Genomic DNA, 15734 nt, shown 5'->3' with positions numbered 1-15734 from the left:
CTCCGTGTCCGGATGATCCGGCGGACCGGCTCGTCGGCCCTGCAGGGGCCACCGATTGCCCCCGGTGGCGTGGGGTGTGCGCTCGCACTCGCGGACTACCGACTTCACGCCGGCGTCGCCCGTTCAGCCAGTCAGATCAGATCGCTCTGCCAGTTCGCCTCCTGGATGCGCACGTCGAGCTCGCGCCACTGCTGCGAGAGCGCGTCGGCCTGTGCGCGCACGGCCGCGACATCGATCGCCGAGACGTAGCGGATCTCGGACTGGCTGTACCGGTCGGCGCGCGCGGCACCGGCATCCGCTGCCTGTGTGTACGCCTGCACGCGCAATCGCAGCACGTCGCGCTGGGCGAGGGCGTCGGTCAGCGTCGTGCCGTCGGCGAGCGTCGCCTGCAGGTTCGTGCGGTTGATGCGCGCGATCAGGTCGGTCAGCGCCGCCGCGACGCGGTCGTGCTCGGCGAGCAGGGCGTTCGGGTCTTCGACGGGCGGCTCGCCCTCTTGCACGCGCGCGTGCTGCGCGGCGCGCTGGGCGAGCTGGGCGAGGCGAGTGGACAGCGCGGCGCGCTCTGCGAGTGCTTCGGCGAGCTTCATCGCTCCAGGCTAGCCGCGTGGCGTGCGCCGCGGCGGCGGCGGACCCAGATGACGCCTGCGGCGACGAGCGCGATGCCGACGGCGATCGCGACGATGTAGGCGATGACGCCGCCGATCCCGCCCGTCATGGCCGAGTTCGGGTCGAGGAACGGATACGGATACCACGGCGTGGTGCCCGTCACCTGCGACGTTGTGAACGGCCCGCGCACCATCGTGTAGACGACCCACACGATCGGAAACGCGAGCACGACCCAGATCGCACGCCACCGCACCGACCGCACGTGCGGCGCGACCAGCAGGTCCAGCAGCAGGAAGAGGGGGCCTATCACGTGCAGGATCTCGTTCGTCCACTGCGCACCCGGCAGGGGAAACCCGCGCAGCAGCACGTTGTAGACGATGCCTGTGACGATCATGTAGGTCGTGACGGATGCCAGGGCCAGCGCGAGCGGCAGGGGTTCGCGGCGCGGCGCGCCCGCTGTCGTCAGACCGCGCCCGCGCGTCCAGAACCAGACCGCTGCCCAGGTGAGCACGATGACCGACAGGGCGTTGGAGAGGATCGTGAAGTAGCTGAAGAAGTTCGCGATCACCGTCGGCAGGTGCCAATCGTTCGCGACCGCGTTGTCGATCGAGGTCACCAGTTGCGTGAGGATCGTCGCGAGCAGCAGAGCGGCCATGGCGAGCCGCAGGGCGGCCCAGAGGTGTGCCCCAGTGGGAGTGCGCAGCATGGCTTCACGATAGCGAGCGGAGCGGGGCCGATAGGATGGGGTGTAACCGTCCGAACAACGGGGGAGTAGGCCATGCCAGGCATCGTGATCGTCGGCGTCCAGTGGGGAGACGAGGGCAAGGGCAAGGCCACTGACCTCCTCGGAGAGCGCACCGACTGGGTCGTCAAGTTCAACGGGGGCAACAACGCCGGTCACACGGTCGTGATCGGCGACGAGAAGTACGCCCTGCACCTCCTTCCCTCGGGCATCCTCTCGCCCGGTGTCAACGCCGTCATCGGCAACGGCGTCGTGATCGACCTCGAGGTGCTCTTCTATGAGCTCGAGGCGTTGCAGGCCCGGGGCCTGGACACGTCGCGCCTGCGCATCAGCGCCAACGCGCACGTCATCACGCAGTACCACCGCACGCTCGACAAGGTCACCGAGCGCTTCCTCGGCAAGCGCATGATCGGCACGACCGGCCGCGGCATCGGCCCGACCTACGCTGACAAGATCAACCGCGTCGGCATCCGCGTGCAAGACCTCTTCGACGAGAACATCCTGCGCCAGAAGGTCGAGGGCGCCCTCGATCAGAAGAACCACCTGCTTGTGAAGGTCTTCAATCGCCGCGCGATCACGGTCGACGAGATCGTCGACGACCTGCTGTCGTACGTCGAGCGGCTGCGCCCCATGGTGTGTGACACCGGCCTGTTGCTGAACGATGCGCTGGATGCCGGTGACATCGTCGTCTTCGAGGGCGGCCAGGCGACCATGCTCGACGTCGACCACGGCACCTACCCGTTCGTGACGTCGTCGTCGGCGACGGCCGGTGGCGCGTCGACGGGGTCGGGCGTCGGCCCCAACCGCCTCGACCGCATCGTCGGCATCGTCAAGGCGTACACGACGCGGGTCGGGTCGGGCCCGTTCCCGACCGAGCTGTTCGACGAGCAGGGCGAGTGGCTGCGCAAGCGCGGCTTCGAGTTCGGCACGACGACGGGGCGCCCGCGCCGCGTCGGGTGGTACGACGCCCCCGTCACGCGCTACGCGACGCGCGTCAACGGCATCACCGACCTCGTGCTGACCAAGCTCGACATCCTCACCGGTCTCGATCAGATCCCCGTGTGTGTCGCGTACGACGTCGACGGTGAGCGGTTCGACGAGGTGCCGGTCAACCAGAGTGACTTCCACCACGCGAAGCCGATCCTTGAGTACTTCCCCGGCTGGAACGAGGACATCTCGGGTGCGCGCACCTTCGAGGACCTGCCGCTCGAGGCGCAGGACTACGTGCTCGCACTCGAGGCGATGAGCGGCACCCGCATCTCGGTGATCGGCGTGGGCCCCGCCCGCGACGCCGTCATCGTGCGCCACGACCTCGTGGACTGAGATGCGAGCGCTCCTCGGCGGGTACACCGCCGACACGGGCGGGAACGCGTCCGGCATCGGGATGCTCGTGGCCGGCCTCGCCGACGATGCGTCCGCCGGCGGTGCCCTCGCGTTCACGGGCGAGGTCGCCACGGCCGATTCGCCGTCGTGGCTCGCGCCGCATCCGGGTTCGCTGACGGTGGCCCCGAGCGGTGTCGTCTATGCCGCGCTCGAGCACCGGGGTCAGGTGCAGGCGTTCCGGCGCACGGGCGAGGCGGCGTTCGCCCCGTTCGGCGATCCGATCGACGCGGGCGAAGCGGTGTGCCACGTCGCGGTGTCGCCCGACGGGCGGTTCCTGGTGGCCAGCTGCTGGGGCGACGGGCGCGTGGTCCGGATGACGCTGGATGCCTCGGGTCGTCCTTCGGCGCCGGTGATCGCGCCCGCGGCGGTGGATCCGCACGGCGATGAGGGTGCGCCTGTGGCCGACCGCGCCGGCGACATCGATCTCGCCGCCGCGGCGCGCGCACTGCGCGAAGCCGCAGGCGAGGAGTACGCCCACCTCGTGCCGGAGCACGACCGCGCGGAGTCGTCGCCGGCGGATGGCAATGCCGGCGGGGCTGACGCGGCATCCGATCTTCGTCCGTCGCGTGCACACGCAGCGGTGTTCCTGCCGGGCGGGCTCATCGCGACGACCGACCTCGGCTACGACCTGGTGCGATTCTGGCGCGATGGCGCGACGGGGCTGCGCGCGGTGGGGCAGGTCGCCCTGCCGGTCGGCAGCGGCCCGCGGCAGATGGTGTGGCATCCGAGTGGTCACCTGTACGTCGTGACCGAGCTCTCGTGCGAGCTGTTCGTGCTTGCGCCGGCATCCGACGGCACCTGGAAGCTCGTCGGCGGCACGCCGCTCGGCCCGACGCTCCCGGGCGACGCCGCGGCCGAACTCGCGACCTCGCGCGACGGCGAGTTCCTCTACGCCGGCGTGCGCGGCAGCAACACGATCGCGACGCTGCGCGTGCGCGGCGCGGGCGAGCTCGTCTCACCCGTCGCACTCGTCGACGCGGGCGTGGACTGGCCGCGCCACCACGTCGTGGTGCGCGACGTCCTGCTCGTCGCGGGGCAGCTCTCGAACGAGGTCGCCTCGCTCACGCTCGACGTGCGCACCGGCGTGCCGGGCCGCGTGCGCCACCGCGCGGAGGCGCCGTCGCCCACGTGCCTGCTGCCTGTGCGCTGAGGCGCGCGCAGTTCGGGAGGAGATTTCCGTTCGGGAGGATGCCTGGGCCCGAAAACTCCTCCCGAAGTGAAATCTCCTCCCGAGGCGCGACCTCGGGTGCTGACAAGCCAGGCGGTGGATGCCCCGCGGCTCAGACCGCGGCATCCTGCTTCGGAATGAAGACCTTCTTGATGATGAGCAGGATGGACGCCGTCACAGGGATCGCGACGAGCGCGCCGAGCAGGCCCATGAGCGTGCCACCGACGAGTGCGCCGATCACGACGAGCGACCCCGGCACCGAGATCGCCTTGTTCATGACGCGCGGCGTGAGGATATATGCCTCAATCTGCATGTAGACGAGGTAGGCCGCGGCGAAGATGAGTGCGGCGAGCGGGTTGGAGATCAGCGCGACGACCGATCCGATGCCCCAGAACAGGACGGTACCGACGAGCGGGATGATCGTGATACAAAACGCCACGACCGCCAGCAGCGCCGGGAATGGCAGCTGCAGCACGGTGTAGAGGATGAACGTGATCACCGCGTTGAAGAATGCGAGCACGACCATGCCGCCGAGGTAGCCGCCGACCGACTCGGTGATTTCCTCGGTGAGCTCAGCAGTCAGCGGGCGGGTGCGCGCCGGCACCATCCGGTAGAACGCCTTCTTCATCTCGGGCAGCGTCGCCAGGAAGTACAGGCTCAGCACGATGATGATGATGATCCCCGAGATCGTCGTGCCGATCGAGATGCCGAACTGCAGCACACCGCCGCCGATCGCGGCGAGGTTCGACGGGTCGGTCAGGAACGCCTGCAGATCAGACAGCAGCTGCGGAACCTGCGAGCCGAACTGTTCGTGCAACCACGCGTAGAGCTCGGTGCCTTGGAACGAGGTCACCATGCTCGGCAGATCGGTGATGAACTGCGCGATCTGGGTCACGACCGTCGGAACGATGAGCCAGAGGATGCCGATGAGCACGATCGCGAACACGAAGTAGACGATGACGATCGCCCACGCGCGCTTCGTGCCGCGGTTCTCGAGCCGCCGTACGAGCGGGTCGAGGCCGAGCGCCGCGAACAGGGCGAAGGCGATGTAGATCCAGATCGTGACGAGGTTCGTGATCGCGAGGCCGAGGGCGAACGCGGCAAGTCCACCGAACGTCAGGAAGAATCCGGCGACGAACGGACGGTTGACGTTCGCCAGCACCCGGCGATCGGCCGGGGTGACGGCGCCGGCCGGGGCGACCGCGCCGCCCGGCGTGACGGTCGGGGCCGCCGCGGCCGGCTCGGAAGCCGTGACGGCGGCGCCTGCGCGACGTTTACCGAAGCGACGGCGGGGCTCTTCGTTTCCGGATGCCATGCCCACACTCTATTGGCGCGCCGGCGCCCGGCGGGGACCCAGCGTGAACCCAGGCGTCGACCCCGACCTGGACCCAGCGGCGGAGGCGGTAGTCTCGGCGACGTGGAAGGAACGCACGAACCCGACCCGCAGGCCCAGTTGCTGCGCCTGCGCGGCAGCATCGACAACATCGACGCCGCCCTCATCCACCTGCTCGCGGAGCGCTTCAAGGCGACCCAGCAGGTGGGGCTGCTGAAGGCGGAGTATCGGATGCCGGCATCCGACCCTGCCCGTGAGGAACGCCAGATCGCGCGCCTGCGTCAGCTCGCCGACGACGCCGACCTTGACCCCGAGTTCGCCGAGAAGTGGTTCAACTTCGTGGTGGCGGAGGTCATCCGCCACCACACCGAGGCGGCCGACGGCCGCTGAGCCGCGCTCGGCCGAAGCCGCTGACGGTCAGGGGGTCGCGCGGCGCAGTGTCGCCCACGCGACCACGCCGAAGACAACCGTGGCCCCAGCCATGCCGAGCGCGAGCCCGCCTGCTCCGAGCGCGGCGAACCACTCGAAGACCGTTCCCCAGGCATCCAACTGCTGCACCAGGAACATCGCGATCACCAGCACCACGCCGAACGCCACGAGGGTGAGGGTGAGCCCGAGCGCGCCGAAGCGGCGGTACAGCGTTGCGCCCCAGAAGCCGATGACGAACAGCATCAGCGACAGGATGCCGAAGAACAGGCCAGCGACGAGCCAGCCCGACTGCCACACCCAGTCGAGGTAGAAGAAGTACCCGTTGACACCCCAGCCGCCGGTGGCGACCTCGATCGCCCCGCCGAGGACGAAGGCGACCGCGAGGATCAGCGCCGTGACGCCCGCCGCGAGCATCGTTCCGAAGAAGAACTCGCGGCGCGTGAGGCTGAGTGCCTGCGAGAACGGGAACGTGTAGCTGAGCGACGTGATGCCCAGCGCGAAGAAGTACCAGATCGGCGCCTGACTCCCGCCGCCGTACTTTCCCCCGTCGTACGGGATCATTGCGAAGATCAGAACCGACAGCGCGAGCGAGGCGCCGAGGATGATCAGCGGCAGCCAGACGAACGTGTACTTGTTGACGAACTGCATGCGCATGACCGAGAGGGTGCGGTTCATCGCCCTGCTCCTTCCGAGGTGGGGGCCGGTGTGGCTTGCGAGCCTGCGGCGGGGGCCGCGGCAGAGTGCTGCGTGAGGCGGACGACCAGTTGCTGCAGCGAGACCGGAGCCAGTTCGAGGCCCGCGGCGGCGAGTCGCGCGTGGTCGGCGGCATCCAGTTCGCCGAGCACCGTGACGCTGGCGACGCGGCCGAGGGATTCACGGTGGATGACCTCGCGTCCCGCGACGAACGCCTCGACCGCCGTGGCGTCGCCGACGACGGTCGACGCGCGGCCGCGCACGGCATCCGTCTCCTCGTCCAAGAGGATGCGGCCCTGATCGATCACGATGACGCGTTCGATGAGGTTCGCGACCTCGTCGATGAGGTGACTGGAGAGGATCACGGTGCGGGGATGCTCGGTGTAGTCCTGGATGAGCCGGTCGTAGAAGATCTGGCGCGCGACGGCATCCAGGCCGAGGTACGGCTCGTCGAAGAAGGTGATCTCGGCGCGCGAGGCGAGTCCGATGATGACGCCGACGGCCGACAACTGCCCCCGCGAGAGCTTCTTGATGCGCGTCTTCAGCGGCAGCTGGAACTGCACGATCAACTCGTCGGCGAGTTCCTGACTCCAGTTCGGGAAGAACAGACTCGCCATGTGGAAGGCGTGGCGCGGCAGTGCGTCTTCGGGGTAGCGCTGGCTCTCACGCACGAAGCAGATGCGCTGCAGCACGCGCGCGTTCTCGTACGGCTCCTCGCCGAACACGTGCGCCGTGCCCGAGGTCGCGAAGTTCTGCGCCGTCAGGATGGACATGAGCGTCGTCTTGCCGGCGCCGTTGCGCCCCAGCAATCCGTAGATCGTGTTCTGCTCGAGCGTCAGGTCGACGTCGTCGAGCGCCAGGGTTTCCTTGTAGCGCTTGGTGAGGTGACTCACTTCGATCACGGCGGTCATCGTGCGTTCCCTTCCAGAGTGTCGGATGCCGCGGCGCGCTCACGCACAAGCCGGGCGAGGTCGTCGGGGCTCAGCCCGAGGGTGCGCGCCTCTGCCAGCAGGGGCTGAATGAAGCGGTCGGCGAACGCCGTGCGGCGCTCGGTGCGCAGCTGCTCGCGCGCGCCGGGCGCGACGAACATCCCGATGCCCCGGCGCTTGACGAGAACGCCCTTGTCGACGAGCATGTTCACTCCCTTCGCGGCGGTGGCGGGGTTGATGCGGTAGAAGGCGGCGAGCTCATTGGTCGACGGGGCGCGGGTGTCTTCCGCGAGCGATCCGTCGACGATCGAGTCCTCCACGCTCTCTGCGATCTGCAGAAAGAGTGCTCTGCCTTCTTCGATCACACCGTCTCCTGGTCCATGGGTTAGTTACATGACTAAGTAACCACAGAACCTCGCGATGCGCAAGACCCCGTTCTTAGCCCACCGCGCGCACGCGTGATAGCCCAGTCCCCGCGAGATCGCGAATTTGCCATCGCCGCCCGCGGCTGGAACCGTGGTGGAGGCCTTTCACGAGGCCCCACGACCAGTCCGCGGTCGCTGGTGGCGCCCCGCGTCAGACCGGCGAGCGTACGGTCGGTGGCCTGTTGCGCGGACCCGATGTCCGTAGCCGGAGCGCTCGCACAGCACCAGTGAGCGCCGGTGGCCGCCACCCGGGCGTGACCGATGCAGCCCCTTGCACCGGGCTGCCGAGGTGTCCTGTGCCGGATCATTCCGCCACCGCGCCCGCACTTGAGGCGCGCAATCTTTTCAAGGTCTTCGGCCGCAATCCGAAGGATGCCGTCGCGCGCCTGCGCGCCGGTGCGTCTCGCGCAGAGGTGACGGATGCCGGCACGGCAGCCGTCATCGACGCGAGCTTCACCGTGCAGCCCGGCGAGATCTTCGTCATCATGGGCCTGTCCGGCTCGGGCAAGTCGACGATCATCCGCATGCTCAACGGCCTGTTGACCCCGACGGCGGGCGAGGTGCTCGTCGAGGGCCGCAACGTCACGACCGCGAACCCGACCGAGCTGCGCACGATCCGCCGCGAGTCGGTGTCGATGGTCTTCCAGCACTTCGCACTGCTGCCGCACTTGACGGTGCTCGACAACGCCGCCTATGCGCTCGAGATCCAGGGCGTCGGCAAGGCCGAGCGCCGCGCGCAGGCGATGGAGATCCTCGAGCGCGTCGGCCTCGGCGACCGCGCGCTCGCCATGCCCGACGAGCTCTCCGGCGGCATGCGCCAACGCGTCGGCATCGCTCGCGCGCTGACCGCAGGCACGGGCATCCTGCTCATGGACGAAGCGTTCTCGGCGCTCGACCCGCTCATCCGCCGCGAGATGCAGGAGCAGCTCGTCGAGCTGCAGCGCGAACTGGGCCGCACGATCGTCTTCATCACGCACGACCTCAACGAGGCGATGTTCCTCGGCGACCGCATCGCCGTCATGCGTGACGGCCGCATCGTGCAGAACGGCACGCCCGAAGAGATCCTCACCGACCCCGCCAATGACTACGTCGCGCAGTTCGTGCAGGACGTCGACCGCGCGCGGGTGCTCACGGCATCCGCCGTCATGGAGCCCCCCGCCGCGACGACTCCGCTCAGCGCCGGCGTGCGCGGCGCGCTGCGCACGATGCGGGCGCAGCAGGCCGGGTCGCTGTTCGCGGTCGAGAACCGCCGCCTCGTCGGCGTCGTCACCGATCGCGCCGTCATCCGTGCCGTCAAGGCGGGCCAGACCGATCTGCGACAGGTCGTGGATGCCTCGGTGCCCACGGTCGGCCCCGACGACCTGCTGACCGACATCGTCGAGACGGCCGTCGAGGCGACCGTGCCCCTCGCCGTCGTCGACGAGAGCCGGCGGCTGCTCGGGGTCATCCCGCGCGTGACGCTGCTCGCGGCACTCGGCAACGTGCCCGCGACGACCCGTGAGATGCCCGTCATCCAGACGCCCATCGACATGGTGGCCGAGTTCACGTCGCTCGTCGACGAGGCGACGGCCGCCGTGCCGGGCGCTGCCGCGGCAGAGGGGAGCGTGCGCTGATGGAGTTCCGCATTCCCCTCGGCGACTGGATCGCCGCTCTCGTCGACATCATCGCCGACGTGTTCGGCGGGTTGCTCGACGTCGTCGCCGACCTGCTCGGCGGCGTGTACGACGGGCTCGAATGGGCCCTGCGCACCCCGCCGTTCTGGGTGATCATCCTCGTGTTCGCCACGCTCGCGTACTGGGCGAAGGGGTGGAAGCTCGCCGCCGGCACGGCGCTCGGACTGCTGCTGATCGTAGGCGTCGACATGTGGGATGCCGCGATGGACACCCTCGCACTCGTCGTCGTCGCCTCGGTCGTCGCGATCGTGATCGCGATCCCCGTCGGCATCTGGGCGGCGCGCAGCGCGCGCGTCTCGCGCGTCGTGCGCCCGATCCTCGACTTCCTGCAGACGATGCCCGCGTTCGTCTACCTCATCCCCGCGATCATCTTCTTCGGTGTCGGCGCCGTGCCCGGCATGATCGCGACGATCATGTTCGCCGTCGCTCCCGGCGTGCGGCTGACCGAGCTCGGCATCCGCGGCGTCGACTCTGAGGTCGTCGAAGCAGGGCAGGCGTTCGGCGCGACGCCCGCACGCGTGCTGCGCCAGATCCAGATCCCGCTGGCGCTGCCGTCGATCATGGCGGGTGTCAACCAGGTGATCATGCTGAGCCTGTCGATGGTCGTCATCGCCGGCATGGTCGGCGCCGGCGGACTCGGCGGCGAGATCGTCCGCGCCATCGGACGCATCAACGTCGGCCTCGGCTTCGAGGCGGGTATCTCGGTCGTCATCATCGCGATGATCCTCGACCGCCTCACGGCATCCCTCGGCACGCGCCGCCCCGCGCGCCGTGCCACCACAGACCAATCCGCACACAGCACACAGATGGAGAGGACCCCATGAACATCACCCGAACCAAGCTCTTGAGCAGCATCGCCCTCGCGGGTGCCGCGTCGCTCGCGCTCGGCGGCTGCGCGTCGAACTCCTCGAACGCCGCAGCCGATGGCCCCGCCGACCGCGCGATCGAGATCGCCGTGTTCAACGGCTGGGACGAAGGCATCGCCGCGTCGTACCTGTGGCAGGCGATCCTCGAATCCAAGGGGTATGACGTCGAGCTCACCTACGCCGACGTCGCGCCCGTCTACCAGGGCCTCGCCGGCGGCGACTTCGACGTCGTGCTCGACACGTGGCTGCCCACGACGCACGCCGACTACATGGAGACCTACGGCGACGACGTCGAAGACCTCGGCGCGTGGAATGACGAGGCGAGCCTGACGATCGCCGTCAATGAGGATGCCCCCATCGACTCGCTCGACGAGCTCGCCGACAACGCTGACCTGTTCGGCGACCGAATCGTCGGCATCGAGCCGGGTTCGGGCCTCATGCGCATCACCGGCGACGACGTCGTGCCCGGGTACGGCCTGGACGGCCTCGAGCTCGTCGAGTCGTCGACGCCGGCCATGCTCTCGGAGCTGAAGAAGGCGACGGATGCCGGGCAGAACATCGCCGTGACGCTGTGGCGCCCGCACTGGGCGTACAACGCGTTCCCGATCAAGGACCTCGCAGACCCGCAGGGTCTGCTCGGCGAGGCCGAGGAGATCCACTCGATCGCCGCGTCGTCGTTCCAGACCGACTTCCCCGAGGTGCACGGCTGGCTGCAGGACTTCACGATGCCCAGTGACACCCTGTACTCGCTCGAGGATGCCATGTTCAACGCGTACTCGGGGGACGACTACGGCCCCGTCGTCGAGCAGTGGATCGCCGACAACCAGGATTGGGTCGACTCGCTGACCTCGTGACCTGGGCCCGCTCGCGCGGGAACTGGGTGGCGCCCCGGCCTATCTCACACGCGTTGAGGTGGTCCGGGGCGCCACCCGTTTCTGGGCATGCAGAAGTGGGTGGCGCTGCGGACCAGCTCGCGGCGCTTGAGATGGTCCGGGGCGCCACCTGTCTGCGGGTGCGCAGTTACCACGTGGGCGGCGCGTCTGGGTCTGCGGGCGACCCGCCGGCATCCGACACCCGCGCCTGGGCGGGCAACTCGAGGGCGACCTTCTTCTCCAGGATCGTGATCGCCTCGTCGGAGACCACGATGAGGCCATCGAGCTCTTCGCGCACGCGCTTGTAGGCGACCTGGCGCTCGGCGGAGGTCGCGGCCTCGTCGACGGCGACGGCGAGCAGCTGCCGCGCCGTCGCGAGGCGCTTGCGCTCGGTGTCGTTGAAGTCCGAGTCCTTCAGTCGCCGCGCTTCGCGCTCGGCGACGTCGAACGCCACCTCGAAGTCGGTCACGGCGTTGGCGTAGTCGGTGAGCTCCTGGTCGGTCAGGTTCGCCTTCGCCGACGCGGGCCGCAGCCGGTCGGCGTGCTTCTTCGCCCGCAGGAACGCCGCAGTCAGCGGCTGGCGCCCGTCGCTGATCGTCGGGAACGCGATGAGCTTCGCGACGTCGAGCTCGTAGTCGAGCCAGCGTGCGGTCACGGCGTCGTGCGCGACGAACAGCCGCTCGAGCTGTGGTTGAGCCGGTGAGGGCTTCGTGATCGGTTTGGGCTCGGTCGCCGAGGCGACCTGCTTCGGCGGCGTCGCCGCCTTCAGCGCGGCCTTGGCCTGCAGGATCTCGAGGCGACGCTTGTGGCGCGAGCGAGCACCGAGCTCCCAGCGGCGCGCGAAGCCACCGACGATGCCCGCGATCGGGAACGCGAGCCACCAGTAGCTGCCGACGAACTGCCAAAAGTCCACGGTGCCACCCTATGCGGTCGAGGTCAGCAGCGAGGTGAACGCGGGCTCCGTGACGGCACCGGCCAGACCGGCGGGGTGGGCGGTGGCGGAGTGGTCGATGGACCGGCGCCGGAGTGCGAGGCATCCTCTCCGGAGTCCGCGGATGCCCCGGACGCTCCAGACGCCCCGGATGGCCCGGGCTCGCCGTACGCCGCGGGCTTCCGCGGCGCGGCCTGCGCCGGCGGCGCGGCCTGATCCGCTGTCTGGCGCGGCGCCGTCGCACGGGCGAGCGCCTCGGCGCCGCGGGCGATGACAGTCTGCGTGAGGTTCTGTGCGATCTCCTGCGCCGAGATCACCCAGGCGCTCGTCGTGGTCGTGTCTGGGCCGGGCCCCGCGGGGGCGGTTCCGGCGCCGCGCGCCCGGCGCCACGCTTCGGCTTCGGCCGCGTCGAATGCGTGCGTCGCGCGGGCGATGGCGTCGCGGTACGCCCCGAACTGGGCGGGGGTGATGCGTGCCGCCGCGGATGCCGGGCGCAGGGCGCGCGCGGTGCGTTGCTCAGCGAGGAACGCGGCCGTCTCGGGCACGCGTGCGTCGCTCATCGCGGGGAACGCGATCAACTTCGCGGCATCCGTCTCGTAGTCCATCCAGCGCGCGGTGACGGCGTCGTCCGCGGCGATCAGCCGCGCGAGTGGCAGTTGCGCCGGATCGGTGGGGCGAGCACCGAGGGCAGCACGATCGGCCGACAGCCCGGCGCGCCGCGCCCGCACGGCGGCGCTCGCTGCCTTGAGCTCACGCTGCGCGACGTCCACCGCGCGGCGCGCCGCAGCGACGGCAGCCGAGCTCACACGCCCCGCCGCGCGCTCGGCCTGAGCCCGCGCGAGTTCAGCCCGGGCGACGCGTGCCGCGATGCGGGCGGCCGTGGCATCCTGCCGCGCCGTGCGCAGCGCCTCGCGCGATGCGTCGTAGGCGAGGCGTCGCGCTTTCGCTGACCGCTGGCCGCGCAGCCCGAGCCAGCCGACGGTGCCCGCGCCGACCACGGCCGGCCCGATCCACCAGAACTCGGCGAGCGCCACCCAGAGCGGATCCACATCGCCATGCTATCCAGCATGCCTGAAAGGTGAGCGGGAATGGTGCCGGGGCGAAACCAGGCCGATGTCAGCCGAAGATGAGGGCGAGAACCGTTGCGCCGCCACCGACGAGGATCAGCGAGACGATCACGGTCCACGCGACGATCCGCGTGCGGCGCGTGCGCGCGGCGTTCATGCCCTGGTACTCGTCCTCGACGGTCATGTCGATCAGCCTACGGTGTCACAGGCTCGGTGACGGTCGCGCCGAACGCGGCCGGCAGCGTGCCCTGCGACACAGCGCGCAGTTCGGATGCCGTGAGGGTGAAGACATCCTGCACCTCGAGCGCCGCCTCGTCGCCGTCTGCTGCGGGATCGGTCACGCCGATGCGCAGCACGGGGTAGCCGCGTCCTTCGCACAGACCCCGGAACTTGACGTCCTCTTCGCGCGGGACCGACACGATGACGCGACCGGTCGACTCGCTGAACAGTGCGGTCGCGGCGTCGACGCCGTCGCGCTCCATGATCTCGCGCAGCCACACGCGGGCGCCGACACCGAAGCGCATGACCGCCTCGGCGAGGGCCTGTACGAGGCCGCCCGATGACAGATCGTGCGCGCTGGAGACGAGCTCCTGCTGCGAGGCGGCGTGGATGAGCTCGGCGAGACGCTTCTCCTGGCCGAGGTCGACCGCGGGTGGGCGCCCGCCCAGGTGACCGTGCACGGTGCCGGCCCACTGCGAGCCGGACAGTTCGGTCGAAGTCACCCCGAGGAGGTAGATGTTCTCGCCGGCATCCTGCCAGCCGCTGGGAATGCGGCGCGCGACGTCGTCGATGATGCCGAGCACGCCGACGACGGGCGTCGGGTGGATCGGCACGTCACCGGTCTGGTTGTAGAAGCTGACGTTGCCGCCCGTGACCGGCACGCCCAGTTCGAGGCACGCCTCGGCGAGACCGTCGACGGCCTGGCCGAACTGCCACATGACCTCGGGGTTCTCGGGGCTGCCGAAGTTCAGGCAGTCGGTGACGGCGGTGGGTATCGCGCCTGTGACGGCGACGTTGCGGTACGCCTCAGCGAGGGCGAGCTGCGCGCCCGCGTACGGGTCGAGCTGGCAGAACCGGCCGTTGCAGTCGGTCGCGATCGCGAAGCCGAGGCCCGACTCTTCGTCGACGCGGATCATGCCCGCGTCGTCGGGGAAGCTCAGCGCCGTGTTGCCCATGACGTAGTAGTCATACTGGTTGGTGATCCAGCTCGTGTCGGCAAGGTTCGGGCTGCCCAGCAGCTGCAGGAACTGGTCCTTCAGCACGGCGGGGTCGTCGGTGCGGGGGAGCGCCGCCGCCGAGTCGAGCTGCAGGGCGTCGAGCCAGGCCGGGTAGGCGACCGGGCGGTCGTAGACGGGGCCGTCGACCGCGACCGTGGAGGGGTCGACGTCGACGATCTGCTCGCCGTGCCAGAAGATCTGCAGGCGTCCGTCGCCGGTGACTTCGCCCAGGACGCTCGTCTCGACGTCCCACTTGGCCGTCACCGCGAGGAAGGCATCCAGCTTCTCGGGCGCCACGATCGCCATCATGCGCTCCTGACTCTCGCTCATGAGGATCTCCTCGGGCGTGAGCGAGGGGTCGCGCAGCAGGACGTTCTCGAGGTCGACGCGCATGCCGCTGCCGCCGTTGGCGGCCAGCTCGCTCGTCGCGCACGAGATGCCGGCGGCACCGAGGTCTTGGATCGCCTCGACGAGCTCGCCCTTGTAGAGCTCGAGGCAGCACTCGATGAGCACCTTCTCAGCGAACGGGTCGCCGACCTGCACGGCCGGGCGCTTGGTCGGACCGCCATCGGCGAAGGTGTCGGATGCCAGGATCGACGCGCCGCCGATGCCGTCGCCGCCGGTGCGCGCGCCGAACAGCACGACCTGGTTGCCGGCGCCGGTCGCGTTGGCGAGCTTGATGTCTTCGTGGCGCATGACGCCGACCGCGAGGGCGTTGACGAGCGGGTTGCCCTGGTAGACGGCGTCGAAGACGGTCTCGCCGCCGATGTTCGGCAGGCCCAGGCAGTTCGCGTAGAAGCTGATGCCGCTCGTGACGCCGTGCACGACGCGGGCCGTGTCGGGGTGGTCGATCGCGCCGAAGCGCAGCTGGTCCATGACGGCGACCGGGCGTGCGCCCATCGAGATGATGTCGCGGACGATGCCGCCGACGCCCGTCGCGGCGCCCTGGAACGGCTCGATGTAGCTCGGGTGGTTGTGCGACTCGACCTTGAAGGTGACCGCCCAACCCTCGCCGACGTCGACGACGCCGGCGTTCTGGCCCATGCCCACCATGAGGCGGGTCTTCATCTGTTCGCTGACCTTCTGGCCGAAGCGACGCAGGTAGTTCTTGGACGACTTGTACGAGCAGTGCTCGCTCCACATGACCGAGTACATCGCCAGCTCGCCGCTGGTCGGACGCCGCCCGAGGATCACCTTGATCTGCTCGTACTCGTCGGGCTTGAGGCCCAGCGCCGCGTACGGCTGCTCCTTCTGCGGCGTGGCCAGGGCGTTTTCGACGGTGTCGGCGACGGGGGAGGTGGTGGGGGTGCTCACGCGGCTGGACTCCAAGACTCGGGTGCCGGGGATGGCGTCCAGTCTAGTTGGGTGGTGCGACGGCGCGGGGTGTCCCTTGGGGGTGG

16 protein-coding genes are annotated in these 15734 nt (G+C 69.6%); 6 read left to right on the top strand and 10 right to left on the bottom strand.

From position 1 onward, the window contains the following. Positions 1-131: 131 nt before the first annotated feature. Positions 132-587: a DIP1984 family protein gene (locus BGO46_RS11770; RefSeq protein ID WP_292673666.1), complete on the bottom strand. Its 456-nt coding sequence runs from the start codon at positions 585-587 to the stop codon at positions 132-134. Beyond that, positions 584-1312, bottom strand: a complete 729-nt coding sequence (locus tag BGO46_RS11765; RefSeq protein WP_292673669.1) for a Pr6Pr family membrane protein — start codon at positions 1310-1312, stop codon at positions 584-586. The genes BGO46_RS11770 and BGO46_RS11765 overlap by 4 nt, the downstream gene beginning before the upstream one ends. 72 nt (positions 1313-1384) lie before the next feature. Between BGO46_RS11765 and BGO46_RS11760 the strand changes: the two genes are divergently transcribed. Further along, positions 1385-2671: an adenylosuccinate synthase gene (locus tag BGO46_RS11760; RefSeq protein ID WP_292673672.1), complete on the top strand. Its 1287-nt coding sequence runs from the start codon at positions 1385-1387 to the stop codon at positions 2669-2671. Position 2672: 1 nt separating this feature from the next. Next, positions 2673-3881: a beta-propeller fold lactonase family protein gene (locus tag BGO46_RS11755; RefSeq protein ID WP_292673675.1), complete on the top strand. Its 1209-nt coding sequence runs from the start codon at positions 2673-2675 to the stop codon at positions 3879-3881. Between the two features lie 130 nt (positions 3882-4011). Here the strand turns inward: BGO46_RS11755 and BGO46_RS11750 are convergent, their stop codons facing one another. Continuing rightward, complete coding sequence (locus tag BGO46_RS11750; protein ID WP_292673678.1) at positions 4012-5214, bottom strand: AI-2E family transporter; 1203 nt, start codon at positions 5212-5214, stop codon at positions 4012-4014. Between the two features lie 102 nt (positions 5215-5316). Here BGO46_RS11750 and BGO46_RS11745 point away from each other — a divergent pair, with 102 nt between their 5' ends. Then, a complete protein-coding gene (locus BGO46_RS11745) occupies positions 5317-5622 on the top strand; it encodes a chorismate mutase (RefSeq protein WP_292673681.1) in 306 nt (101 codons plus the stop codon). Positions 5623-5649: 27 nt separating this feature from the next. On the opposite strand, the gene BGO46_RS11740 is transcribed toward BGO46_RS11745, so the two are convergent. From BGO46_RS11740 to BGO46_RS11730, 3 genes are read right to left on the bottom strand one after another with little or no spacing between them, the layout of a single operon-like run. Beyond that, positions 5650-6336: a hypothetical protein gene (locus BGO46_RS11740; protein WP_292673682.1), complete on the bottom strand. Its 687-nt coding sequence runs from the start codon at positions 6334-6336 to the stop codon at positions 5650-5652. Beyond that, positions 6333-7265, bottom strand: a complete 933-nt coding sequence (locus tag BGO46_RS11735; protein WP_292673685.1) for an ABC transporter ATP-binding protein — start codon at positions 7263-7265, stop codon at positions 6333-6335. Before BGO46_RS11735 ends, BGO46_RS11740 begins: the two co-directional genes overlap by 4 nt. Further along, complete coding sequence (locus tag BGO46_RS11730) at positions 7262-7648, bottom strand: GntR family transcriptional regulator (RefSeq protein WP_292673687.1); 387 nt, start codon at positions 7646-7648, stop codon at positions 7262-7264. Before BGO46_RS11730 ends, BGO46_RS11735 begins: the two co-directional genes overlap by 4 nt. 356 nt (positions 7649-8004) lie before the next feature. On the opposite strand from BGO46_RS11730, the gene BGO46_RS11725 reads away from it, so the two are divergent. Genes BGO46_RS11725 through BGO46_RS11715 form a run of 3 tightly spaced genes read left to right on the top strand, consistent with a single transcriptional unit; the run spans position 8005 to position 11101 of the window. Next, positions 8005-9321 (top strand): glycine betaine/L-proline ABC transporter ATP-binding protein, encoded by a 1317-nt coding sequence (locus BGO46_RS11725; RefSeq protein ID WP_292673691.1) that lies wholly within the window; start codon positions 8005-8007, stop codon positions 9319-9321. Then, a complete protein-coding gene (locus BGO46_RS11720; RefSeq protein ID WP_292673693.1) occupies positions 9321-10205 on the top strand; it encodes an ABC transporter permease subunit in 885 nt (294 codons plus the stop codon). The genes BGO46_RS11725 and BGO46_RS11720 overlap by 1 nt, the downstream gene beginning before the upstream one ends. Then, positions 10202-11101, top strand: coding sequence for a glycine betaine ABC transporter substrate-binding protein (locus tag BGO46_RS11715; RefSeq protein ID WP_292673696.1), 900 nt, complete (start codon positions 10202-10204; stop codon positions 11099-11101). The genes BGO46_RS11720 and BGO46_RS11715 overlap by 4 nt, the downstream gene beginning before the upstream one ends. Before the next feature lie 166 nt (positions 11102-11267). On the opposite strand, the gene BGO46_RS11710 is transcribed toward BGO46_RS11715, so the two are convergent. The 4 genes from BGO46_RS11710 to purL all read right to left on the bottom strand — a co-directional run bounded on the left by BGO46_RS11710 (position 11268) and on the right by purL (position 15648). After that, positions 11268-12032 (bottom strand): hypothetical protein, encoded by a 765-nt coding sequence (locus tag BGO46_RS11710; RefSeq protein ID WP_292673698.1) that lies wholly within the window; start codon positions 12030-12032, stop codon positions 11268-11270. A gap of 23 nt (positions 12033-12055) precedes the next feature. Next, positions 12056-13099 carry a hypothetical protein gene (locus tag BGO46_RS11705; protein WP_292673700.1) on the bottom strand — a complete coding sequence of 348 codons (1044 nt, stop codon included), beginning with the start codon at positions 13097-13099 and terminating at the stop codon, positions 12056-12058. Between the two features lie 67 nt (positions 13100-13166). Next, entirely contained in the window at positions 13167-13301 is a 135-nt protein-coding gene (locus BGO46_RS11700) for a hypothetical protein (RefSeq protein WP_292673703.1), read from the bottom strand. Between the two features lie 10 nt (positions 13302-13311). After that, the gene (gene purL, locus BGO46_RS11695) at positions 13312-15648 is read right to left on the bottom strand and encodes a phosphoribosylformylglycinamidine synthase subunit PurL (RefSeq protein WP_292673705.1); all 2337 of its coding nucleotides are present in this window, start codon (positions 15646-15648) and stop codon (positions 13312-13314) included. Between the last annotated feature and the right edge of the window lie 86 nt (positions 15649-15734).

Origin of the sequence: Microbacterium sp. 70-16 (assembly GCF_001898315.1) — a bacterium.
Lineage (GTDB): Bacteria > Actinomycetota > Actinomycetes > Actinomycetales > Microbacteriaceae > Microbacterium.
This window is presented reverse-complemented; position numbering and strand designations above follow the sequence as displayed.

Excerpts from the sequence above, each read along its gene's own strand:
- BGO46_RS11770 (WP_292673666.1), bottom strand. The coding sequence starts at position 587 with ATGAAGCTCGCCGAAGCACTCGCAGAGCGCGCCGCGCTGTCCACTCGC.
- BGO46_RS11755 (WP_292673675.1), top strand. The coding sequence starts at position 2,673 with ATGCGAGCGCTCCTCGGCGGGTACACCGCCGACACGGGCGGGAACGCG.
- BGO46_RS11700 (WP_292673703.1), bottom strand. The coding sequence starts at position 13,301 with ATGACCGTCGAGGACGAGTACCAGGGCATGAACGCCGCGCGCACGCGC.
- BGO46_RS11740 (WP_292673682.1), bottom strand. The coding sequence starts at position 6,336 with ATGAACCGCACCCTCTCGGTCATGCGCATGCAGTTCGTCAACAAGTAC.
- BGO46_RS11735 (WP_292673685.1), bottom strand. The coding sequence starts at position 7,265 with ATGACCGCCGTGATCGAAGTGAGTCACCTCACCAAGCGCTACAAGGAA.
- BGO46_RS11720 (WP_292673693.1), top strand. The coding sequence starts at position 9,321 with ATGGAGTTCCGCATTCCCCTCGGCGACTGGATCGCCGCTCTCGTCGAC.
- BGO46_RS11760 (WP_292673672.1), top strand. The coding sequence starts at position 1,385 with ATGCCAGGCATCGTGATCGTCGGCGTCCAGTGGGGAGACGAGGGCAAG.
- BGO46_RS11715 (WP_292673696.1), top strand. The coding sequence starts at position 10,202 with ATGAACATCACCCGAACCAAGCTCTTGAGCAGCATCGCCCTCGCGGGT.
- BGO46_RS11750 (WP_292673678.1), bottom strand. The coding sequence starts at position 5,214 with ATGGCATCCGGAAACGAAGAGCCCCGCCGTCGCTTCGGTAAACGTCGC.
- BGO46_RS11765 (WP_292673669.1), bottom strand. The coding sequence starts at position 1,312 with ATGCTGCGCACTCCCACTGGGGCACACCTCTGGGCCGCCCTGCGGCTC.